At 72.5% G+C, this 23,014-nt stretch carries 17 protein-coding genes; 4 read left to right on the forward strand and 13 right to left on the reverse strand.

Annotation, left to right across the window (positions count from 1 at the left end; all coding sequences use genetic code 11):
* The first annotated feature begins 208 nt into the window (after positions 1-208).
* Entirely contained in the window at positions 209-1,567 is a 1,359-nt protein-coding gene (locus tag ACIHCL_RS03330) for an MFS transporter (protein WP_399856423.1), read from the forward strand.
* On the opposite strand, the gene ACIHCL_RS03335 is transcribed toward ACIHCL_RS03330, so the two are convergent.
* The 9 genes from ACIHCL_RS03335 to hrcA all read right to left on the reverse strand — a co-directional run bounded on the left by ACIHCL_RS03335 (position 1,531) and on the right by hrcA (position 12,417).
* Positions 1,531-2,526 (reverse strand): adenosine deaminase, encoded by a 996-nt coding sequence (locus tag ACIHCL_RS03335; protein ID WP_399856425.1) that lies wholly within the window; start codon positions 2,524-2,526, stop codon positions 1,531-1,533. The genes ACIHCL_RS03330 and ACIHCL_RS03335 overlap by 37 nt on opposite strands.
* Positions 2,527-2,634: 108 nt before the next feature.
* On the reverse strand, positions 2,635-3,549 hold the full coding sequence (locus ACIHCL_RS03340; RefSeq protein ID WP_399856427.1) for a ribonuclease Z: 915 nt from the start codon (positions 3,547-3,549) through the stop codon (positions 2,635-2,637).
* Positions 3,550-3,781: 232 nt separating this feature from the next.
* The gene (locus tag ACIHCL_RS03345; protein ID WP_399856429.1) at positions 3,782-4,141 is read right to left on the reverse strand and encodes a histidine triad nucleotide-binding protein; all 360 of its coding nucleotides are present in this window, start codon (positions 4,139-4,141) and stop codon (positions 3,782-3,784) included.
* A 160-nt stretch (positions 4,142-4,301) separates the two neighbouring features.
* The gene (locus ACIHCL_RS03350; protein WP_399856431.1) at positions 4,302-7,532 is read right to left on the reverse strand and encodes a S41 family peptidase; all 3,231 of its coding nucleotides are present in this window, start codon (positions 7,530-7,532) and stop codon (positions 4,302-4,304) included.
* A 137-nt stretch (positions 7,533-7,669) separates the two neighbouring features.
* Positions 7,670-8,161, reverse strand: a complete 492-nt coding sequence (locus ACIHCL_RS03355; RefSeq protein ID WP_399856433.1) for a hypothetical protein — start codon at positions 8,159-8,161, stop codon at positions 7,670-7,672.
* Between the two features lie 135 nt (positions 8,162-8,296).
* On the reverse strand, positions 8,297-9,043 hold the full coding sequence (locus ACIHCL_RS03360; RefSeq protein WP_399856435.1) for a 16S rRNA (uracil(1498)-N(3))-methyltransferase: 747 nt from the start codon (positions 9,041-9,043) through the stop codon (positions 8,297-8,299).
* Positions 9,040-10,116 (reverse strand): nitronate monooxygenase, encoded by a 1,077-nt coding sequence (locus tag ACIHCL_RS03365; RefSeq protein ID WP_399856436.1) that lies wholly within the window; start codon positions 10,114-10,116, stop codon positions 9,040-9,042. The genes ACIHCL_RS03360 and ACIHCL_RS03365 overlap by 4 nt, the downstream gene beginning before the upstream one ends.
* A gap of 144 nt (positions 10,117-10,260) precedes the next feature.
* On the reverse strand, positions 10,261-11,400 hold the full coding sequence (gene dnaJ, locus ACIHCL_RS03370; RefSeq protein ID WP_399856438.1) for a molecular chaperone DnaJ: 1,140 nt from the start codon (positions 11,398-11,400) through the stop codon (positions 10,261-10,263).
* Complete coding sequence (gene hrcA, locus ACIHCL_RS03375) at positions 11,401-12,417, reverse strand: heat-inducible transcriptional repressor HrcA (protein WP_399856440.1); 1,017 nt, start codon at positions 12,415-12,417, stop codon at positions 11,401-11,403.
* Between the two features lie 197 nt (positions 12,418-12,614).
* Here hrcA and ACIHCL_RS03380 point away from each other — a divergent pair, with 197 nt between their 5' ends.
* On the forward strand, positions 12,615-13,370 hold the full coding sequence (locus ACIHCL_RS03380; protein ID WP_399856442.1) for an MBL fold metallo-hydrolase: 756 nt from the start codon (positions 12,615-12,617) through the stop codon (positions 13,368-13,370).
* Positions 13,371-13,432: 62 nt separating this feature from the next.
* The gene (locus ACIHCL_RS03385) at positions 13,433-14,260 is read left to right on the forward strand and encodes a DUF3097 domain-containing protein (RefSeq protein WP_399856444.1); all 828 of its coding nucleotides are present in this window, start codon (positions 13,433-13,435) and stop codon (positions 14,258-14,260) included.
* A 106-nt stretch (positions 14,261-14,366) separates the two neighbouring features.
* Here ACIHCL_RS03385 and hemW read toward each other — a convergent pair whose 3' ends face one another.
* The 4 genes from hemW to lepA all read right to left on the reverse strand — a co-directional run bounded on the left by hemW (position 14,367) and on the right by lepA (position 22,280).
* A complete protein-coding gene (gene hemW / locus ACIHCL_RS03390; RefSeq protein WP_399856446.1) occupies positions 14,367-15,599 on the reverse strand; it encodes a radical SAM family heme chaperone HemW in 1,233 nt (410 codons plus the stop codon).
* A 76-nt stretch (positions 15,600-15,675) separates the two neighbouring features.
* On the reverse strand, positions 15,676-17,610 hold the full coding sequence (locus ACIHCL_RS03395) for a SpoIIE family protein phosphatase (protein ID WP_399857125.1): 1,935 nt from the start codon (positions 17,608-17,610) through the stop codon (positions 15,676-15,678).
* Between the two features lie 297 nt (positions 17,611-17,907).
* Entirely contained in the window at positions 17,908-19,797 is a 1,890-nt protein-coding gene (locus tag ACIHCL_RS03400; RefSeq protein WP_399856447.1) for an AMP-dependent synthetase/ligase, read from the reverse strand.
* A gap of 608 nt (positions 19,798-20,405) precedes the next feature.
* Entirely contained in the window at positions 20,406-22,280 is a 1,875-nt protein-coding gene (gene lepA / locus ACIHCL_RS03405; protein WP_399856449.1) for a translation elongation factor 4, read from the reverse strand.
* Between the two features lie 214 nt (positions 22,281-22,494).
* Between lepA and rpsT the strand changes: the two genes are divergently transcribed.
* Positions 22,495-22,761, forward strand: coding sequence for a 30S ribosomal protein S20 (gene rpsT / locus ACIHCL_RS03410; protein WP_399856450.1), 267 nt, complete (start codon positions 22,495-22,497; stop codon positions 22,759-22,761).
* Positions 22,762-23,014 lie beyond the last annotated feature (253 nt).

The following is a 23,014-nucleotide window of genomic DNA, read 5'->3' on the forward strand; positions in this document are numbered from 1 at the left end:
CGCACTTCTACCCGGCCGCCGGAAACGCAAACCAATTTGTGACCCGTATCACATCTTGGCGACTTCCTGGGAGCCGGAGGCGGTTGATACAAATTGGCCCGCGAGCCCGGTTGGCACCTCTTGCCGACACGTGCCCCTTACCTCCCCCCGCACCACCTTTCCGTCTCCCTGCCGTCCTCGGCATGCCCTCGTGTCCTCAGGAACGCCCATGTCCCCGCGCCCTCGCGCCGCGTGGCCCCTGGTCGCCGTCTTCACCGCCGGCTACCTCGCCGCCTATCTGCTCCCCACCGTCGTCGGGCGGCTCTCCGCCCATCTGGGCCTGGGCACCGCCCGGGCCGGTCTGGTGGGCAGTGCCCTGCTGCTGAGTTCGGCGATCGCCGGGTTCACCCTGGCCGGCCGGGTCGAGTCCTGGGGGCCGCGCAGGGCCGCCCGCGCCGGGCTGGTGCTCGCGGCGACGGGCTACGGCTGTGCGGCGCTGGCCGGCTCCGTACCTCTGGTGGTCGTCGGCGTGGTGGTCGGCGGTCTCGGTTCCGGTACGGCGGTCGCGGTGGCCGCGGCGGGCATCGCCGCACGGCAGGACCCGCACCGGACCTCCTCGCTCGGTCTGCTGAGCGTCTCCGCGACGGCGGGCGCCCTCTATCTGACGATCCCGCACCTCGGCGGCGGCCACCGGCTGCCGTTCGCCTCCATCGCCCTGGTCGCGCTGCTGGTCTGGCCCGCCACCGCCCGGCTCGGCGGAGCCGGCCGCGGCGAGCCCGCCGCCCCCGTCGCCCGTCGGCTGCCGCACCGCCGCTCCGGCCTGGTGCTGGCCGGCGGCATGCTCGTCTGGTCCATGGCGCAGAACGCGCTGTGGGGCGTCAGCGGCCGGATCGGCACGGTCCAGGTCGGGCTCTCCGAGGTGACCGTCGGAGCGGTGTTCGCCGCCGCGCTCGGCGCGGGCCTGCTCGGGGTGACGGGCGCCGGGGTGCTGGGGGCCAGGCTCGGCCGGGCGGTGCCGATCGGTCTGGGCACGGTGATCATCGCGGCGAGCATCGTGCTCAGCTCGTCGGCCGGGAGCCTCGGCTCGTTCGCGACCGGTGAGGTCCTGTGGAACACCTTCTACCCGGTGGTCCTGTCGTATCTGATCGGCCTGGCCGCGTCCCTGGACGTGCGCGGCCGGTGGGCGGTCCTCGCGGGCTCCGCCTCGTCCGTCGGCGTGGCCTGCGGGCCGGTGCTCGGCAGTGTGCTGTCCGAGCGGGCCGGGTACCCGGTCATGGGCCTGCTGCTCGGTTGCCTCACGCTCCTGATCGCGGTCCCGTTCACGGCCGTCGCCCTGCACACCGGTGGCCGCCCGCTGCTGCCGGGAGCGGTGCGCCGCAGGGGCGGTGCCCCGGCCGCGCTGCTCGCCGCCAGCACCGGCGCGGTGCCCGGTCCGGTGCCCGAGATGGGGGCGCCGGAGCAGGCCGTCGCGGAGATCAGTCCGCCCGCGCTGCGCGGCGGCCCTCCGGACCGGGACGCGTTCCGGACGGCCGGCCCGTCGGGCGGGGCCGCTCAGTCGAACGCGTACGCCTCGACCTCGGCCAGGTAGCGCGCCCTGCGCTCCTCGTCCTGGTCGAGGAAGGCGGCCTCGAAGGAGTTGCGCGCCAGCGTGCGCAGTTGCTCCCGGTCCAGGCCGAGCGCCTCATGGACGGCGTGGAAGGTGTCCCCGACGTAGCCGCCGAAGTAGGCGGGGTCGTCGGAGTTCACCGTGCAGCGCAGCCCGGCCGCCATCATCTGCGGCAGCGGGTGCTGCTCCAGGGTGTCGACGGCGCGCAGCCGCACGTTGGACAGCGGACAGAGGGTGAGCGGAACACGCTCCGCGACCAGCCGCTCCACCAGCTCCGGGTCCTCCATGCAGCGCAGCCCGTGGTCGATCCGCTCGACGCCGAGGACGTCCAGGGCCTCCCGGACGTACGCGGCGGGGCCCTCCTCTCCGGCGTGGGCGACCTTGCGCAGGCCGAGCGCCCCGGCCGCCTCGTACACCTCGCGGAACTTGGCGGGCGGGTGCCCGGCCTCCGCGGAGTCGAGGCCGACGGCGCTGATCCGGTGCAGGTACGGCTTCGCGGACTCCAGGGTCTCCATGGCCGACTCGGCGGACCGGTCGCGCAGGAAGCACATGATCAGCTGGGTGGAGACGCCGTGCTTCTCCTCGCTGCGGTCCAGCGCCCGGCCGAGTCCCTCGACGATGGTGCCGATCAAAACGCCCCGGGCGGTGTGCGCCTGCGGGTCGAAGAAGATCTCCGCGTGCCGGACGCCCTGGGCCGCGGCGCGGGCGAGGTAGGCGTCGGCGAGCTCCTCGAAGTCCCGCTCGGTCCGCAGCACCGCCATCAGTGCGTAGTACAGGTCGAGGAAGCTCTGCAGGTCGTCGAAGAGGTAGGCGGTGCGGAGCTCCTCGGTGTCCGCGTACGGCAGCCGCACGCCGTTGCGTGCGGCGAGTACGAAGGCCAGCTCGGGTTCGAGGGTTCCCTCGATGTGGAGGTGGAGTTCGGCCTTGGGGATGTGGTGCACGGTTTCTCGCTCACAAAGGGACGGTGCTCGTCGACCGGCGACTGCCGGGCCGCCCTCAGGCTACGGCGGTGCCGGGCAGGCCACGGCCGCGCGGGGGCGCGAAGGCCGTCATGACGGGTGGTGCCGGGTGGGCACGGGGATCCGGTCGAGGTCCCGGGCGATGGTCAGCCCGCCCTCGAACCCGGCGGCGCGGGCCTGGGTCTCGAAGACGGCCGGGTCGTCGTACCGCTGGGAGAAGTGGGTCAGCACGAGATGCCGCACGCCCGCGTCCCGGGCGACCCGGGCCGCCTGTCCGGCGGTCAGATGGCCGTGATCCGCGGCGAGCCGTTCGTCCTCGTCGAGGAAGGTCGACTCGATGACCAGCAGGTCGCATCCCTCGGCCAGGACGTGGACGCCGTCGCAGAGCCGGGTGTCCATGACGAACGCGAACCGCTGGCCGGGCCGGTGCTCGGAGACGTCGTCGAGCGTGACGCCGCCGAGGGCGCCCTCGCGCTGGATCCGGCCGATGTCGGGTCCCTCGATGCCGTGCGCGGCGAGGCGGTCGGGCAGCATGCGGCGGCCGTCGGGCTCGACGAGCCGGTAGCCGTACGACTCGACGGGGTGCGAGAGGCGGTGGGCGCTGAGCGTGTACGCGTCCGTGACGGCGAGCACGCCGTCGGCGGCCACCGGCGCCTCGGTCAGTTCGACGGTCTCGCGGTAGGCGGTCGCATACCTCAGCCGTTCGAAGAAGCGCCGGCCGCTCGCCGGGTAGTGCGCGGTGACCGGGTGCGGCACCTGGTCGAGGTTGATCCGCTGGATCACCCCGGCCAGGCCGAGCGAGTGGTCGCCGTGGAAGTGCGTGACGCAGATCCGGTCGAGGTCGTGCGCGGCGACACCGGCCCTCAGCATCTGGCGCTGGGTGCCCTCGCCGGGGTCGAAGAGGATGCCCTCGCCGTCCCAGCGCAGCAGGTAGCCGTTGTGGTTGCGGTGTCGGGTCGGGACCTGGCTGGCGGTGCCGAGGACCACGAATTCGCGTACGGACATGGTGTGTTCTCGCTCGTTCCCGTGTTCCCGGTGCCCAGGGCGGCCCCGGGGGCCGTGTCTTCGAACTGCCGCCTGCTGCGCGGCGTCCGGCACTTCCCGGGGCTCTCGGCTCCGCTCTCGCAGGGCGGACCCGGTCGCTCGTCGCGTTGCCGGAGCCGCCCTCGTACGTCCGGTACGAGGGCGCTCCGCCGCCGTGCGAGCGCAAGTGCCGGGCGGCGTGACGGGACAGCCCTCAGCCGGGGGGCCACTGCATGCCGCGGCCGCCCAGGACATGGGCGTGCGCGTGGAACACGGTCTGTCCGGCGCCGGACCCGGTGTTGAAGACGATCCGGTATCCGGTCTCCACGATCTTCTCGTCGGCGGCGACATGCCCCGCCTCGCGGAGTATGTCGGCTGCGATCTCCGGCGCGGCGGCGGCGAGGGAGGCTGCGTCCGGGTGGTGGAGGCGCGGGATGACGAGGACGTGGGTGGGTGCCTGGGGGTTTATGTCCCGGAAGGCCACGGTGGTCTCGGTCTCCCGGACGATGGTCGCCGGGACGTCACCCGAAACGATCTTGCAGAACAGGCAGTCGGGCTGCGGTTCTCCCGCCATGGGCGCGGCTCCTCGGTCGGTGCTGGTCGCTGTGGGGTGGTGATCGCTGTACGGCATGGTAACGGGGCGGCCGGGAGCGCCCGCCGGCCCGGTGGGGCACGGACGGTTCCGGCCGGAACGGGCCGGGGCGGTCCGGATGATCCGGACCGCCCCGGAGGCGCTACGCCCCGGGCCGTTCCGGCGCGCGCTTGGCCGGTGTCTCGGCCAGCGACGCCAGTGCGATCCGGATCGCCTCGTCCAGTTGCGGGTCGCGTCCCGCCGCGCGGTCCTGCGGGGTCATCACGACCTCGACGTCGGGGTCGACCCCGTGGTTCTCCACGCCCCAGCCGTAGTTCTCGAACCAGAACGCGTACTTGGGCTGGGTGACCAGCGTCCCGTCGACGAGGGTGTACCGGCTGTCGATGCCGATCACACCGCCCCAGGTGCGCGTGCCGACCACCGGGCCGATGCCCAGCGCCTTGATCGCGGCGTTCACGATGTCGCCGTCCGAGCCAGAGAACTCGTCGGCGACGGCGACCACCGGCCCGCGCGGCGCGTCCTCCGGGTAGCTGGTGGGCCGCATGCCGCGCGGCACGTCCCAGCCGACGATGCGTCGGCCGAGCTTCTCCACGATCAGCTGCGAGGTGTGGCCGCCGCGGTTCTCCCGGACGTCCACGATCAGGCCCTCGCGGGCCACCTCGACGCGCAGGTCGCGGTGGAGCTGCGCCCAGCCCGAGCCGATCATGTCGGGGACGTGGAGGTAGCCCAGGCGTCCGCCGGACCGCTCGTGGACGTACGCCCGGCGGTCGGCGACCCACGCGTGGTAGCGCAGCGCCTCCTCGTCGGCGACGGGTACGACGACGACGTGGCGCGGATCGCCGCCGTCCACGGGCGAGACCGTCAGTTCGACCGGTTTGCCGGCCGAGCCGGTGAGCAGCGGGCCCGGCCCGGTCACCGGGTCGACCGGGTATCCGTCGACGGCCAGGACGGTGTCCCCGACGCGGACCGCCACCCCCGGGGCGGCGAGCGGCGAACGGGCCCTGGGGTCGGAGGTCTCCGACGGCAGGATGCGGTCGATGCGCCAGGCGCCCTCGTCCGTACGGGAGATGTCCGCGCCGAGCAGTCCCTGGCGGGCGGACTCGTCGCGCCACCAGGCGGGGGGCGTCACATAGGCGTGGGAGGTGCCGAGTTCGCCCTGTACCTCCCACAGCAGGTCCACCAGGTCGTCGTGGGTGGCGACGAGCTCCAGCACCGGGCGGTAGCGGTCCAGGACCGCGTCCCAGTCGACGCCGCTCATGTCGGGGCGCCAGAAGTGGTCCCGCATGATGCGCCCGGCCTCGTCGTACATCTGGCGCCATTCGGCGGCCGGGTCGAGCGTGCGGCGGATCCGGGTGAGGTCGACGGTGATGCTCGTGTCGCCGTCGTGGTCGTCGTCCGCGGCCGGGGCCCGGCTGTCGGACGGCACGACGCGCAGCTTGCCCCGGGTGTGCAGGACCAGGCGCCGGCCGTCGCCGCTGACCGCGAAACCGCTGACGTCGGAGGCGAGTTCCTCGCAGCGCAGCTTCTCCAGGTCGTACCGCTCCAGAACGGTCTCGGGCTCCCGGGAGTCGGGGGTGGCCCCGCTGGTGCCGAGCACCCCGGTCACCGGGTGGCACAGCCACAGCAGCCCGTCCTTCGCGGCGCGCAGCGTGGAGTACCTGGCGGCCTCGACCGGCACGGGCACGATCCGGTCGGCGAGCCCTTCGAGGTCGATGCGGGTGACGGGCAGCGCGGTCGGGTTGTCCTCACCGTCCCCGCCGCCCTTCTCCTTCTCGGTCGGGCGGCCGTGGCGCTGCGGTCCGAACGGGGAGGGCGTGGTGGCGGCGAGTGTCAGCAGGTACGGGCGGCAGGCGCCGATGAACGCCAGGTCGAAGACGTGGGCGTCGTAGACCGGGTCGAAGGAGCGCTCGGAGAGGAAGGCGAGGTGCTTGCCGTCGGGGGTGAACGCGGGGGCGAAGTCCCGGAAGCGCAGCGGGGTGGCCTCGGCCACCGACAGGTCGGCGAGATGGGCCAGCTTGAGCTGGCGGAGCGGATCGGGCCCGGGGTGCGACCAGGCGAGCCAGGCGGAGTCGGGCGAGAAGACGAGGCCGGAGGCGTCGCCGTGTTCGCTGCGGTCCACCTCGTGGACCTCTCCGCTCTCGCGCTCGACGACCAGCACCCGCCCGTCGTGCGCGGCGACGGCGAACCGGCTGCCGTCCGGTGCCGCGGCGAGGCCGAGGACCCGGCCGAGGCGGCCCGCGGCGAGCCGGCGGGGCACGGCGCCCGGTGCGGTGCCCGTGGCGGGGGCGCACTCCAGTGCGTCGTCGCCCTCGGCGTCGGTGACCCAGACGACGTACTGGTCGCCGTCGGCCTGGAAGGTGCGGGGCAGCCGGGCCCGTACGCCGGGTTCGACGGCGAGCGCGCGGACCGGGCCGTCGCGGTGGGTGACCCAGTGGACGGCGCCGCGCGTGGCGACCGCGCTGCCGCGTCCGGTGCGGTCCGGGGACGCGCTTTCGAGATGGCCGCCGGCGTGCAGGGGGTGGGGCTGGAGGTCGGCGCGCTGGCCGCCGAGCCGGATGTCGAGGCGGCGGGGCTCGGCCCCGTCGAGGTCGTCCAGCAGCCACAGTTCACCGGCCGAGGCGTAGCAGACGCGGCTGCCGTCGGTGGTCGCGTGGCGGGCGTAGAAGCCCTCGACGCCGGTGTGGCGGCGCAGATCGGAGCCGTCGGGGAGAGAGGAGTAGACCGCTCCGACGCCCTCGTGGTCGGAGAGGAAGGCGATGCGGTCGCCCACCCACATCGGGGCCTCGATGTTGCCGTCGAGGTCCTCGTGGACGCGTATGAACTCCGCGGCCCCGTCGGCCGCTTCCTCCCGGGCGATCCACAACTTGCCCGCGGTGCCGCCCCGGTAGCGCTTCCAGGTGGCGGCCTCGCGCCCCATGGTGGCCGAGAGCAGCAGGACCCGTCCGCCGGGCCCGTGCGCGAGGGAGCCGACCGGCCCGTACGGCAGAGCCTGTCCGGACCCGCCGTCGACCGGGACGGCCCAGGCCCAACTGCGTCTCGGCGATGCCTGCCCGTGAGCGCTGAGGGCCAGTACGTCGCCCTCCGGCGTCCAGCCGCGTACGGAGGTGCGGGCGTCGCCCCAGTAGGTGAGCCGCTGGGACGGGCCGCCGTCGAGGGGGGCGATGTGCACCTCGGGTGCCCCGTCCCGTGTGGACGTCCAGGCGACCCGTGTTCCGTCGGGGGATATCCGCGGATGGCTGACGGGCCGGTTGTCGGCGCTGACGCGCCAGGCCCGGCCGCCGTCGAGCGGTGCCAGCCAGACGTCGTCCTCGGCGGTGAAGGCGATCAGATCGCCCTGGACATGGGGGTATCGGAGGTAGGCAGACTGCGTCACACCGATCACCCTAGGCCGCGGTCGTGCTCGGCGGTACCGGGTTGGCCGGAGTGCGTCGGGCGCCTGTGGCGGCGTGCCGCGGCGGTCGCGGACCGGCGTGGCGGGGCGCGGCGCGTCGAGCGCAGGCCGTTTTCCGGTCACTTGTCCCAGGGTGCGCCGGTGACCGTGACCGTCACGGTCACCGCGGGCCGGGCGCCGCCCTGGCCGCTGTTCCCGGGCGGGTACACCGCACCGAACGTCGGCCTGGCGTCGCAGTCGCCGAGCACGTCCGTCCGGAACACGTCCCTGCCGTCGGCCCTCGCGGTGAGATCGCCCCGCACGCACCGCCCGTGGAGCGCCTGCGTCACCCTGCCGCTGATCGAGATGTCCTGCCCGCTCCCGGTCCTTCCGGTGCACTCGACGTGCCCGGTCCGGGGTGCGTGGGCGGCGGGCGACGCGTCCCCCGCCCTGGCCGTGCCGAGGCCGTCGACACCGGCCGAGCAGCTCAGCCAGCGCACGTCGACGCCGTTGCGCTCCAGGGCGCTGGTGCCGGCGCGGTCGGTGGTCACGGCGATGGACGCGGAGTTCAGCCCGCCCGCCGGGTCACAGGCGGCCAGCCCCGCGACCGCCGCGCTGGTGAGTACGGACACGGTCAGAAAGCGACGGATTCCCTTGCGGGAGTATGCCCTTGTTGTCCCCATAAGGGCAGCTTCCCACCGTTCGCCCGAGAGACGATAGACGGCTTGCGGCCTCTTCGGGGGTGACACCGGCGCGCGGAAGGGCGCTCATGACCAGCGGCCGGTGCGCCCCATCAGCAGGGCCGTCGCCGCCGTGCCCGCCGTCGAGGTGCGCAGCACGCTCGTGCCGAGGCGGCAGGTGCGGGCGCCCGCCGCGGCGAAGACGGCCAGTTCGTCCGGCGACACCCCGCCCTCGGGGCCGACGACGAGCACGATCTCGCCCTGGGCGGGGAGTTGGACGGTGGCCAGCGGTTCGCTGTCGTGGTCGCGTTCCTCGTGCAGGACGGCGGCAAAGTCCGCCGCGGCCAGGAGCGCGGCGGCCTGTTTGGTCGTCAGCGCGTCGGCGACCTCGGGGAAGCGCACCCGGCGCGACTGCTTGCCCGCCTCCCGGGCGGTGGTGCGCCATTTCGCCAGGGACTTGAGGCCGCGGTCGCCCTTCCACTGGGTGATGCAGCGCGATGCCTGCCAAGGCACGATCGCGTCGACACCGGTCTCCGTCATTGTCTCCACGGCGACCTCGCCCCGGTCGCCCTTGGGCAGGGCCTGGACGACGGTGATCCGCGGGGCGGGCGGCGGTTCCTCGTGGACGCCCGCCAGGCCGGTGACGACGAGCCGGTCCTTGCCCTCGGCCGCGCCCACGACGCCTTCCACCCAGTGGCCGTGGCCGTCCGTCAGCACGACGCCCTCGCCGGGGCGCAGCCGCTTCACCGCGACGGCGTGCCGCCCCTCGGGCCCGTCCAGGACGAACTCGGGCCCTTCGGGGACCTGTTCGACGACGAAGACCGGTGCGGTCACCGCGTGCTCCCTGCGTTCAGCGCCGTCCGTGCGGCGTCCAGTTCCTCGGCGAGCAGGCCGATCAGCCGTCCGGCGGGCAGCTCGCGGGCCATCCGGTGGCCCTGCCCCGCCCACAGCGCCATGCCCTGGGCGTCCCCGGACGCGGCCGCCGCCTTGCGCAGTCCGGCGGTCAGGTAGTGGATCTGGGGGTAGGCGGCGGGGGCGTAGGGGCCGTGCTCGCGGATGAAGCGGTTGACCAGGCCGCGGGCGGGGCGGCCGGAGAACGCCCGGGTCAGGACGGTCCCCGCGAACAGCGGGTTGGTCAGCGCCTGCTTGTGCAGCGGGTGCGCGCCCGACTCCGGGCAGACGAGGAACGCCGTGCCGAGCTGCGCCGCCTGGGCGCCCGCGGCGAGTACCGCGGCGATCTGGGAACCGCGCATCAGCCCGCCCGCGGCGACGATCGGCAACTCCACGGTGTCCCGCACCTGGGCCACCAGGGAGAGCAGGCCGATGCCGGTGCCGTCGTTCAGCGGGTCGTCGCGATGGGTGGACTGGTGTCCGCCCGCTTCCACGCCCTGCACGCAGACCGCGTCGGCGCCCGCCCACTGGGCCGCCTGGGCCTCCTCGGGCGTGGTCACCGTCACGATGGTGTACGTGCCGACGCCGGCGAGCGCGTCGAGGGTGTCGCGGGTCGGGCAGCCGAAGGTGAACGAGACGGCCGGGACGGGGGCGTCCAGGAGTACGGCGAGCTTGGCCTCGTAGCCGTCGTCGCCCCCGGCGGAGTCCGGGTCGCCGAGCGGGGTCTCGTACCAGGAGCCCTCGCCCGCGAGCTGCTGCCGGTACACGTCGACGGCGCTCGGGTCGGCGACGGCGGGCTGCGGCATGAAGAGATTGACGCCGAAGGGCCGGCCCGTCAGCGTGCGCAGCCGCTTGATCTCGTTGTACATGCCGTCGGCCGTCTTGTATCCGGCGGCGAGGAAGCCCAGCCCGCCCGCTTCCGAGACGGCGGCGGCGAGCTCCGGGCGGGACGCGCCTCCCGCCATCGGCGCCTGCACGATCGGATACCGGCAGAGACCGGTCAACACGGATGACATGACCGCATCGTGTCACGACTTGTGCGCCCCGGCGTGCACGGGGACGCGGCCGTGCGCCGTTCTCCGGCGGCGGGAGAACGGCACACGAAGACCGCGGAAGGGCACGAAGGGGCGCACGGAACGACCCCGTGCGCCCCAGCCCCGTCAGCGGCCGTTGAAGGCGTCCTTCAGCCGGGAGAACAGGCCCTGCTGGCCCGGCTGGAACTGGCCGGTGGGCCGTTCCTCGCCGCGCATCTTCGCCAGGTCGCGCAGCAGTCGCTCCTGCTCCGCGTCGAGCTTCGTGGGGGTCATCACCTCGACGTGCACGATCAGGTCGCCGCGTCCGCCGCCCCTCAGATGGGTGATGCCGCGTCCGTGCAGCGGGACCGACTGGCCGGACTGGGTACCGGGCCGGATGTCGACCTCCTCCAGGCCGTCGAGCGTCTCCAGCGGAACCTTCGTGCCGAGCGCGCCCGCCGTCATGGGGATGGTGACGGTGCAGTGCAGATCGTCGCCGCGGCGCTGGAACACCGGGTGCGGCAGTTCGTGGATCTCCACGTACAGGTCACCGGCCGGGCCGCCGCCGGGGCCGACCTCTCCCTCGCCCGCGAGTTGGATGCGGGTGCCGTTGTCGACGCCCGCGGGGATCTTCACGGTGAGCGTGCGGCGCGACCGGACGCGGCCGTCCCCGGCGCATTCCGGGCACGGGGTCGGCACGACCGTGCCGAAGCCCTGGCACTGCGGGCAGGGCCGCGAGGTCATGACCTGGCCGAGGAAGGACCGGGTGACCTGCGAGACCTCGCCGCGTCCGCGGCACATGTCACAGGTCTGGGCGGAGGTGCCGGGTGCGGCGCCCTCGCCGCTGCACGTGGTGCAGACGACGGCCGTGTCGACCTGGATGTCCTTGGTGGTGCCGAACGCCGCTTCGGCGAGGTCGATCTCCAGCCGGATCATCGCGTCCTGGCCGCGCCGGGTGCGCGAACGGGGCCCGCGCTGCGCCGACGTGCCGAAGAACGCGTCCATGATGTCGGAGAAGTTGCCGAAGCCGCCCTGTCCGAAGCCGCCCGCGCCGCCACCGCCGCCGGAGGCGGAGAGCGGGTCGCCGCCGAGGTCGTAGACCTGCTTCTTCTGCGGATCCGACAACACCTCGTAGGCGGCGTTGATCTCCTTGAACCGCTCCTGGGTCTTCGGATCGGGATTCACGTCCGGATGAAGCTCGCGGGCGAGCTTCCGGAACGCCTTCTTGATCTCGTCCTGGGACGCGTCGCGGCGTACGCCGAGTACGGCGTAGTAGTCCGTGGCCACTTACGACTCCGCCAGGATCTGTCCGACGTAACGTGCCACTGCGCGTACCGCTCCCATCGTTCCGGGGTAGTCCATGCGGGTCGGTCCGACCACGCCGAGTTTGGCGACGGCCTCGTCGCCCGAACCGTAGCCGACCGTGACGACGGACGCGGAGGTGAGCCCCTCATGAGGGTTCTCGTGTCCGATACGTACGGTCATGCCCGAGTCCGTGGCCTCGCCGAGCAGCTTCAGCAGCACGACCTGCTCCTCCAGCGCCTCCAGCACCGGCCGGATCATCACGGGGAAGTCGTGTCCGAAGCGGGTGAGATTGGAGGTGCCGCCGATCATCAGGCGCTCCTCCGTGTCCTCGACCAGGGTTTCGAGCAGGGTGGAGAGCACGGCGGACACGGCCCCCCGGTCCTCGCTCTCGAAGGATTCCGGCAGGTCCTGCACCAACTGCGGGACGTCCGAGAAACGGCGTCCGACGACCCGGCTGTTGAGGCGGGCCCGCAGATCGGCCAGCACGGCCTCGCCGAGCGGGCCGGGGCAGTCGATCATGCGCTGTTCGACCCTGCCGGTGTCCGTGATCAGCACGAGCATCAGCCGGGCGGGGGCCAGCGAGAGCAGTTCCACGTGCCGCACCGTCGACCGGGTCAACGAGGGGTACTGCACGATGGCGACCTGCCGGGTCAGCTGGGCGAGCAGCCGGACGGTGCGGCTCACGACGTCGTCGAGGTCGACCGCGCCGTCGAGGAGGTTGTGGATGGCGCGGCGCTCCGGCGACGAGAGGGGCTTGACGCCCGCGAGCCTGTCGACGAAGAGCCGGTAGCCCTTGTCCGTGGGGATACGGCCGGCGCTGGTATGGGGCTGGGCGATGAAGCCCTCGTCCTCCAGGACCGCCATGTCGTTGCGAACGGTCGCCGGGGAGACCCCGAGCTTGTGCCGCTCGGTGAGTGCCTTGGAACCGACGGGCTCCTCGGTCCCCACGTAGTCCTGAACGATGGCGCGCAGCACTTCGAGTCTGCGTTCGCTGAGCATTGCGCGCACCTCCAGGTGGTTTCATCGACGGTTCCGGGGCCGTGCCCGGTTCCTTCCCCAGGGGTCCTCCTGGCACTCTGTCGGCCCGAGTGCCAGCCACCCCCCGGTCAGTGTACGGCGGTCGACTGGGGGCCTAGCAAGGGTGACCGGCCACGCGGTCGCGAGACCACGCGGGCCGTTGCCGATAGCGTCCCGGTATGGACACCTCTTGGGAAGAGTTCGGCTGGGAGCGGATCGGTCACGGTATGGGCCGGCGCCGCCTTCCCGGCTGGGACGCGACGACCGCGCTGGTGGCGGGTGCGCGGGGCGTGCTGCTCCTCGACACCGGGTCCACGCTCCGCGAGGGCGCCGGGATCCGGGACGGGGCACGGGCCCTGCTCGGCCGGGAGGTGACGCATATCGCACTCAGCCACCCCCATTTCGATCATGTCCTGGGCACCGCGGCGTTCCCGGGCACCCGGGAGGCCGGGGACGTCCGGGTGTACGGCGCGGCCGGCCTGACGGACCTGCTCGGCAGCGGGGACGGGGCGGCCGCCCTGCGCGACGACGCGGTGCGCCACGGGGTGCCCGGGCCCGACGCGGCCGAGGCCGCCGCGGCGCTGGTGGCGCCGCGTCACGAGGTGCGCGACGAGCTGACGCTCGATCTGGGCGGCGGCCGTCGGGTGCTGTTGGCGAATCTGGGTCCCGCGCACAGCGGCCACGATCTGGTGGCAGTGGTCCCCGGCTCCCCCACCGTGGTGTTCTGCGGCGACCTGGTCGAGGAGTCCGGCGAACCGCAGGCCGGCCCGGACGCGGTCCCGGCCCGCTGGCCGGCCGCGTTGGACCGGCTGCTGGCACTGGGCGGCGAGGACGCTGTGTACGTGCCGGGGCACGGGGCGGTGGTGGACGCCGCGTTCGTCCGGGACCAGCGCGACCGGCTGGCGGCGCTGCACGGAGGGCCGGCGGGCGTCTGAAGGATGGCGGGAAGGCGGGGCCTTCGGCGTGTCGTGAGCCGTTCCCGTCCTATCGTCGTGCGATGCGCAGCTACCAGCCGGACCTGACCCCGCCGTGGAAGAGGTCCGCCCCCGTCCCCGAGGTCCCCGCCGAAACCGATCTGGTCGTGGAGGAGGTCTCCACCGGGTTCTGCGGCGCGGTCATCCGCTGCGAGAAGACGGCCCAGGGGCCGACGGTGACCCTGGAGGACCGTTTCGGCAAGCACCGGGTCTTCCCGATGGAACCGCGCGGCTTCCTGCTGGAGGGCACCGTGGTCACGCTGGTGCGGCCGAAGGCGGCGGCCCCGGCACGCCCCGCGCGCACGGCCTCCGGTTCGCTCGCGGTCCCCGGGGCGCGCGCCCGGGTCGCCCGCGCGGGGCGGATCTATGTGGAGGGCCGGCACGACGCCGAACTGGTCGAGCGGGTCTGGGGCGACGATCTGCGGATCGAGGGCGTGGTCGTCGAGTACCTGGAGGGCGTCGACGACCTTCCCGCCGTCGTGCGCGAGTTCTCCCCCGGCCCGGACGCCCGGCTCGGCGTCCTGGTGGACCACCTGGTCCCCGGCTCCAAGGAGTCCCGGATCGCGGAACAGGTGTCGGACGCGAACGTCCTGGTGGTCGGCCACCCCTACATCGACGTGTGGGAGGCGGTGAAGCCGTCGTCCGTGGGCATCGCCTCCTGGCCGGTGGTGCCGCGCGGCCAGGACTGGAAGACCGGGGTGTGCCGGGCACTGGGCTGGGAGGAGAACACCGGCGCCGCCTGGCAGCGCATCCTGTCCTCGGTGCGCTCGTACCGGGACCTGGAGCCGACTCTGCTGGGCTCGGTGGAACATCTGATCGACTTCGTGACGGCCCCCGAATCCGGCGTTTGAGGGGCCGAGCCCGGTCACGGAACGGGCGGACGGCCCCCGGTCCCTGTAGGGCCGGATTCGGAGGCGCGGCCCACCGGGGCGCACCCGCGCCCGGCCACCCGCCCTCTCAGTCCACCAGGTCCCGCACCACCGCATCGGCCAGCAGCCGCCCGCGCAGGGTGAGCACCGCGCGCCCCTGCCCGTACGGCTCACGCCACAGCAGCCCGTCCTCGACCGCCCGTTCCGCCGCGGCCAGCCCGGCCGGCTTCAGCAGGGACAACGGGCAGCCGTCCGCGAGGCGCAGTTCCAGCAGGATCCGCTCGACGCGCCGGTCCTCGGCGGAGAGGAGCTCGCGCCCGGCGCCGGGCGAGCGCCCCTCGGCCAGCGCCTGCGCGTACGCCCCCGGATGCTTCACGTTCCACCAGCGCACACCGCCGACGTGGCTGTGCGCCCCGGGGCCGGCGCCCCACCAGTCGGCCCCGCGCCAGTACAGCTCGTTGTGCAGGCAGCGGCCCTCCGGCGTACGGGCCCAGTTCGACACCTCGTACCAGGAGAAGCCCGCCCCGGACAGCGCCTCTTCCGCGATCAGGTACCGGTCCGCGTGGACGTCGTCGTCGGTCATCGGGATCTCACCGCGCCGGATGCGCCGGGCCAGGCCGGTGCCCTCCTCGACGATCAGCGCGTACGCCGACACATGGTCCGGACCGGCCCCGATCGCCGCCTCCAGCGAGGCCTGCCAGTCGTCGTCGGACTCGCCGGGCGTGCCGTAGATCAGGTCGAGGTTGACGTGGTCGAAGCCCGCCGCGTGCGCCTCGGCGACACACGCCTCCGGCCGTCCGGGGGTGTGCGTGCGGTCCAGGATCTCCAGTACGTGCTTCCGGGCGCTCTGCATGCCGAACGAGATCCGATTGAAGCCACCCTCACGCAGTTCGGCGAGATACGCCGGACCGACGGATTCCGGGTTGGCCTCGGTGGTGATCTCGGCATCGTCCGCGAGACCGAACTCGTCGCGGATCGCGCTCAGCATCCGGACCAGATCGGCGGCGGGCAGCAGGGTCGGTGTCCCACCCCCGACGAAGACCGTGCGGACCCGGCGCGGGTCGTCGCCGAGGACCTTGCGGGCCTGGCGGACCTCGCCGATCAGATGGGCGGCGTAGTTCTCCCGGGAGGCCAGGGCGCCGCCGGAACCACGCAGCTCGGTCGCGGTGTAGGTGTTGAAGTCGCAGTAGCCGCAGCGGGTCGCACAGTAGGGCACGTGGAGGTAGAAGCCGAGCGGGCGGCCGGCGGCGCCTTCCAGGGCATGGCGGGGCAGCGCCCCGTCGTCGGGCACGCGTTCACCATCGGGCAGTACGGAAGGCATACCGTCCATTGTCACCCGTCGGCCGGGACCGCCCGGCCATGCCCACGACGCACGCCCACGACGACGGGGCCCGCGCTCACCCCGCCCGGAGCACCAGCAGCGCCAGGTCGTCGTCCGGCGGGCGCTCGGCGAACTCGTGCACGGCCCGTTTGATCCGGTCCGCTATGCCGTGCGCCGACAGGCCCGCGCAGTCGGCCAGCGCCTTGGCCAGGCCGTCTCCGTCGTCGAACATCAGCGTCCCGGACCGCCGCTCGGTCACTCCGTCCGTGACGCACAGCAGGCTGTCGCCCGGCGCCAGGTCGAAGCTCTGGCTCTCGTACGCGACGTCGTCGAAGAGCCCGAGCAGCATCTGCGGCTCGGCGGCCGGGCGCACCTCGCCGTCGGGTCTCAGCAGCAGGGGCAGCGGGTGGCCGGCGCTGGCCAGGGTGCAGCGCACACCGCCGTCCGGCAGCGGTACGAGCTCCCCGTACAGCAGGGAGAGGAAGCGGGACTGCCCGGTGTCCGCGGTCTGCTGGCCCCCGGCCGCGGCCACCATGAGGGCGGCGGCCTCGGCGGCCTCCATCGCGTCGTCGAGGAGCAGCCGGTTGAGCCGGTCCAGCACCTCGCCGACGCCGAAGCCCTCCCGGGCCAGCAGCCGCAGCCAGGGCCGGGCGAGGCCGGTGACGACGGCGGCCTCGGGGCCGCTGCCCTGGACGTCGCCCAGGACGAAGCACCAGCGGTCGCCGGGGCACGGGAAGATGTCGTAGAAGTCGCCGCCGACGACCCCGTCGTCGCTGGGTTCGTAGACCAGCGCGCTGGTCACACCGGGTATGTCGGCGACCTTGCCGGGGAGCAGCGCCCGCTGCAGGATGCGGCTGATGGTGGCCTGCCGGGTGTAGGCGCGAGCGGCACCGACGGCGAGCCCCACCCGGCGCACGAAGTCCTCGATCAGCGCGGTCACCTCGTCGGGAACGCGCCCCTCCCCCTCCCGGCCGAGGAGGACGGCGCCGAGGGTGCGGCCGCCCGACGCGATGCGGTAGGCGAGGGCGGAGCCGGTGTGCGCCTCGGGCTCCGCTTCCTCTTCTTTCTCCCCCTCCTCGCTCCAGGGCCAGGGCAGGCAGACGGGACCGGTGCCGACCCGTTCGGGCAGCCGGATGGCGTCCTGTTCGAGCACCGCGCGCAGAGGCCCGGTCTCGGCCTCGTCCCGATGCCAGACGCTGGCGAGCCGGGGCACGGCCGCCGGGCCTCCGTTCTCCGGCTCCAGCCATATCGCGCACCAGTCGGCGAGCCTGGGAACCAGTAATTGCCCGGAGAGCGCCGCGACGATGTCCTCGTCGAGCTGACCGGCGAGCAGGTCCGACGCCTCGGCGAGGAATGACAGCGCGCCCCGGCCGGCCCAGTCCGCGTCGTCGCGCAGGGCACGCCGGGCGGTGGGGGCGAGCAGTTCGGCGGCGCGCAGCCCCTGCTGGAATCCGGTCTCGGCGGGCGGTTCGGGGAAGGGGTTCCAGTCGTCGACGGGAAGCCGGGCCCAGACTGTCTTGAGACCGGTGCGGTAGGTGATGCCCCAGCGCTCGGCGAGGGTGCCGACGAGCTGGAGCCCGCGACCGTACTCGGCCGGGTCGGTGGGCGCGGTACCGCCGGTGGAGCCGTCGTCCGCCGGGCCGCCGTCCTGCGGGTGTTCACCGCGCACGGCTCGGGCGGGGTGGCGGTCGGAGACCTCCAGCACCAGGGCCGCGGCCTCGTCCTCGGTGGCCTCCTCCAGTCGGCACAGCAGCTCCACGTCGGTCCCGGCATGGACGACCGCGTTGGTGACCAGTTCGCTGGCGACGACCGAGGCGTCGTCGGCCAGACGCTCACCCAGGCCCGCGGCCGCGGGCAGTCCGAGCTCGGTCCACTCGGTGAGCGCGGCCCGCACGAACCGGCGACCGGCGGAAGGGGCAAGGAGGTTTCCGGGCAGAGATGTACGGGCCACCGGCCGTTCATCCGCACGGCCGACGGTGATACCGGGACGCTGAACGATGTCCCGCTGCAAGGGAATGGACCCCACGGTGCAGCTCCTGACCTGTTCTCGCTCTGGCTGTTCTCGTTGCTGTCTGTTCTCGCTGGACGCCCTGACGACAACGACAGACTGACAGATGGACCATGCCCATAAGCGGCGAGTTGCCGAAGTGAGCGGAGAAGAACGCGGACCGGCCGCACGCCGCGACCAGTCCGAAGGCCCCTGTCACGGCGGTCCTGCGGGCCCGGAAGCCGGGCCCGCGGGGTGCTGTGACACGCTGCTGCGCCGGGCGCCGTGCGGATGTAGCCGCGCCCTGGCGAGTTTCCGCGGTTACGCCTCGCGGGCCCCCATGTACATGTCGTCGATGAGGTCCTTGTACTCGCGCTCGACGACGGGCCGCTTCAGCTTCAGACTGGGCGTCAGCTCGCCGTGCTCGACGTCCAGATCGCGGGGCAGCAGACGGAACTTCTTGATGGTCTGCCAGCGTTGCAGCTTCTCGTTCAGCCGCTGCACGTAGCCATCGATGAGCTCGACGGTCTGCGGGGAGGCCACCACCTCGGCGTACGGCTTTCCGGCCAGGCCGTTCTCGGCGGCCCAGCCGAGGATGGTCGGCTCGTCGAGCGCGATGAGGGCGGTGCAGTAGTTGCGGGCCGCGCCGTGCACCAGGATGTTGGAGACGAACGGGCAGACCGCCTTGAACCGGCCCTCGATCTCGGCCGGGGCGATGTACTTGCCGCCGGACGTCTTGATCAGGTCCTTCTTGCGGTCGGTGATCCGGAGGTAGCCGTCCACGGACAGCTCGCCGATGTCCCCGGTGTGGAACCAGCCGTCCTCCTCCAGCACCTCGGCGGTCGTCTCCGGCTGCCCGTGGTAGCCCTGCATCACCCCGGGGCCGCGCAGCAGGATCTCGCCGTCGTCGGCGATCCGCACCTCGGTGCCGGGGAGCGGCTTGCCGACGGTGCCGGTGCGGTACGCCTCGCCCGGGTTGACGAAGGAGGCGGCACTGGTCTCGGTGAGGCCGTATCCCTCCAGGATGTGGATGCCGGCGCCCGCGAAGAAGTAACCGATGTCGGGGGCGAGCGCGGCGGAACCGGAGACGCAGGCGCGCAACCGGCCGCCGAACGCCTCGCGGATCTTGGCGAAGACGAGGGTGTCCGCGACCTTGTGCTTGGCACCGAGCGCGAACGGGACGGAGGCCGTGCCCGTGCGCCGGAAGCTGTCCTGCGAGACCGTCGCGTACTCGCGGGCGATCCCGGCCGCCCACTGGAAGATCTTGTACTTGGCCGCTCCACCGGCCCGCGCCTTGGCGGCGACACCGTTGTAGACCTTCTCGAAGATGCGCGGCACGGCGGCCATGTACGTCGGCTGGACCACCGGCAGGTTCTCGATGATCTTGTCGACCCGGCTGTCCACGGCGGTGACATGACCGACCTCGATCTGGCCGGAGGTGAGGACCTTGCCGAAGACGTGCGCCAGCGGCAACCAGAGGTACTGGATGTCGTCCTTGGTGATCAGTCCGGTCGCCACGGTGGCCTTGGCCATGTACGACCAGTTGTCGTGCGGCAGCCGCACGCCCTTGGGTCGGCCGGTGGTGCCGGAGGTGTAGATCAGGGTGGCCAGCTGGTCGGAGGTGATGGCGGCGACCCGCTCCTCGACCGCGTCGGGGTGGTTCGCCAGGTACTCCGCGCCCCGGGCCTCCAGCTCGGCGAGGGTGAGCACCCAGCCCTCGGGGTCGCCCTCGGCGGGGTCGGCACCCTCGGGGTCGATGACGACCACATGGGCGAGGTGCGGCAGCTCGTCGCGGCGTTCCCGGGCCTTGGCCAGCTGCTCCGCGTCCTCCGCGATCAGCACCCGGCTCTCGGAGTCGGCGAGGATGAACGACGACTCGTCCACGTTGGTGGACGGGTAGACCGTGGTGGTGGCGGCACCCGCGCACATCACGCCGAGGTCGGCGAGGATCCACTCCACCCGGGTGTTGGAGGCGAGCGCGACCCGCTCCTCCGGCCGCACGCCCAGGTCGATGAGTCCGGCCGCGATCGCGTACACGCGCTCGGCGGCCTGGGCCCAGCTCAGCGACTTCCACCCATCGGGCCCCTCGCCGCCGGCCGAGGGCACCGGGTAGCGGTACGCCTCCCCGTCCGGGGTCGCCGCCACGCGGTCGATGAAGAGGTTCGCCACGGAGGGCGGTCGGTTCTCGATCTGGGTCTGTGTGTCGCTCACGACATCCTCCGGGCCTGCGGCGGTGCTTCACGACCGGCTGCTGGTCGCTGCTGGTGGCTACGTGTGGCTGCTGGATCCTGCTGGGTTCATGCCGGGTTGGTATGTGTCGGTCTGGGTCGTCGGTGTCCTGGTCGGCGGCGCTCTCGGTGCCGAGCGGTGGCCGCTGGTGCCGGTGTGCCGCACCGCGTCGCCTTGTTCCTCTTCCCTGTTCCCTCTTCCCTGCCGGCCCGCTGTTCCGTTTCGCCCCGGGCTCCCGGGAGTTCCCCGGGGTGCCGCTGTTCCCGCGTGTGCTCCGTCGTCCGCCCCACGCGAGTCGCGCGCCCGCGTGGGGCACGCGTCCAGCGCGAGCCGGACCTGTCCCGCGCGGTTGCGGCATCCGTCCCGCGATGCTCACCCCGTGGCGCCCGGTCCCACTTGCTTAACTGGCGAGTAACCACGAGGTCGTGATCAGGGTAGAGCGCCCGCGTCCCCCGCGTAAGAGGCGAGAAGCCGCCGCTTCATAACAAACGGGCCCCCGTGTCGCTGTGCGTCGCGACACGGGGGCCCGTCGAAACCTCACGGAGGCCGCCGTCCGGGGTGCCGGACGGCGGCCCGGCGAGGGGCGGAGGCTACTTCTTGCCCTTGCTTTCCCCGCCCGACTCGTCGGTGGACAGCACCGCGATGAACGCCTCCTGCGGCACCTCCACGTTGCCGACCATCTTCATCCGCTTCTTGCCCTCCTTCTGCTTCTCCAGAAGCTTGCGCTTACGGGAGATGTCACCGCCGTAGCACTTGGCGAGGACGTCCTTGCGGATGGCGCGGACGGTCTCGCGGGCGATGACCCGGGAGCCGATGGCCGCCTGGACCGGCACCTCGAAGTTCTGCCGCGGGATCAGCTCCCGCAGCTTGGCGACCAGCCGCACGCCGTACGCGTACGCCTTGTCCTTGTGCGTGACCGCGGAGAACGCGTCGACCTTGTCGCCGTGCAGCAGGATGTCGACCTTGACGAGCTGGGAGATCTGCTCGCCGGTGGGCTCGTAGTCGAGGGAGGCGTAGCCGCGCGTCTTGGACTTGAGCTGGTCGAAGAAGTCGAAGACGATCTCGGCGAGCGGCAGGGTGTAGCGGATCTCGACCCGGTCCTCGGAGAGGTAGTCCATGCCGAGCAGGCTGCCGCGCCGGTTCTGGCAGAGCTCCATGATCGCGCCGATGAACTCACTGGGCGCGAGGACGGTGGCGCGCACGACGGGCTCGTGCACCTGGTGGATCTTGCCCTCGGGGAATTCGCTCGGGTTGGTGACGGTGTGCTCGGTGCCGTCCTCCATCTCGACGCGGTAGACCACGTTGGGGGCGGTGGCGATGAGTTCGAGCCCGAACTCGCGCTCCAGCCGCTCGCGGATCACGTCGAGGTGGAGCAGGCCGAGGAAGCCGACGCGGAAGCCGAAGCCGAGCGCGGCGGAGGTCTCCGGCTCGTACACCAGGGCGGCGTCGTTGAGCTGGAGCTTGTCGAGCGCCTCGCGCAGGTCCGGGTAGTCCGAGCCGTCCAGCGGATACAGGCCCGAGAACACCATCGGCTTGGGGTCCTTGTAGCCGCCCAGCGGCTCGGCCGCCCCCTTGCTCTGGGAGGTGATCGTGTCACCCACCTTGGACTGCCGGACGTCCTTCACACCGGTGATGAGGTACCCCACCTCGCCGGCGCCGAGGCCGTCGGCCGCGGTCATCTCCGGGGAGGAGACCCCGATCTCCAGCAGCTCATGGGTGGCGCCGGTGGACATCATCCGGATCCGCTCGCGCTTGTTGAGCTGACCGTCGACGACACGGACGTACGTGACGACGCCGCGGTACGAGTCGTAGACCGAGTCGAAGATCATCGCGCGGGCGGGCGCGTCGGCCTGGCCGACCGGGGCCGGAATGTCCTGGACCACCCGGTCGAGCAGCGCTTCCACGCCGACACCGGTCTTCGCGGAGACCTTGAGCACGTCCTCCGGCTCGCAGCCGATGAGGCCGGCCAGCTCCTCGGAGAACTTCTCCGGCTGCGCGGCCGGCAGGTCGATCTTGTTGAGCACCGGGACGATGGTGAGGTCGTTCTCCATCGCCAGGTAGAGGTTGGCCAGCGTCTGGGCCTCGATCCCCTGCGCGGCGTCGACCAGCAGGACCGTGCCCTCGCAGGCGGCGAGCGAGCGGGAGACCTCGTAGGTGAAGTCCACGTGGCCCGGGGTGTCGATCATGTTGAGGACATGGGTGCGCCCCTGGCCCTCACCCACCGTGGGGGCCCACGGCAGACGCACCGCCTGGGACTTGATGGTGATGCCGCGCTCGCGCTCGATATCCATACGGTCGAGGTACTGGGCACGCATCTGCCGCTGGTCGACCACGCCCGTCAGCTGGAGCATCCGGTCGGCAAGGGTCGACTTGCCGTGGTCGATGTGCGCGATGATGCAGAAGTTGCGGATCAGCGCCGGGTCGGTACGGCTCGGCTCGGGCACGTTGGTAGGAGTCGCGGGCACGCAGGGTCCTGATTCTTGAGACGCCGAACGCCGTGTCTCGGGTCGATGTCGGGTCGGTCGGATCGATACGTAGCCTCCATCGTCCCATGGTTGCGGGGCGAAGACCGGTTTGGGCCGGTCGGAGCGTGGCTGGTAACGTTGACAGCTGTGCTTCGCGACTCTTCGGCCGCGCGGCACGCATCGAACGATCCAGCGAACCTGAAAAGGCTCTTTCGTGGCGAACATCAAGTCCCAGATCAAGCGGAACAAGACGAACGAGAAGGCGCGCCTGCGCAACAAGGCCGTCAAGTCCTCGCTCAAGACCGCTATCCGCAAGGCCCGTGAGGCCGTCGCCGCCGGTGACGTCGAGAAGGCCACCACGGCCGCTCGCGACGCCTCCCGCGCGCTCGACAAGGCCGTCTCGAAGGGTGTCATCCACAAGAACTCCGCCGCCAACAAGAAGTCGGCGCTGGCGTCCAAGGTTGCCTCCCTCCAGGGCTGAGCCGTCTGAGATCCACCTGCCGGAACGGATCAGCGGGCCCTCTCTCCCGCCCCTGCCCGGCACCCCGCGCCGCACACGAACTTGCGTTCGCCACGCGGGTGCGGCGCACCAGATGTGACCCGAGGGCCCCGATCCCGCTCTTCCCCGGAGCGGGACCGGGGCCTTCGGCGTACCCGCCATCGGCCCGGCGGCGCGGGTCCGGCGGTCTCGGCCGTGGGGCACGGTACGCCGGGCGCCCATCGGTACGGGTACG

The sequence above is a fragment of the Streptomyces sp. NPDC052042 genome, assembly GCF_044548345.1.
Lineage (GTDB): Bacteria > Actinomycetota > Actinomycetes > Streptomycetales > Streptomycetaceae > Streptomyces.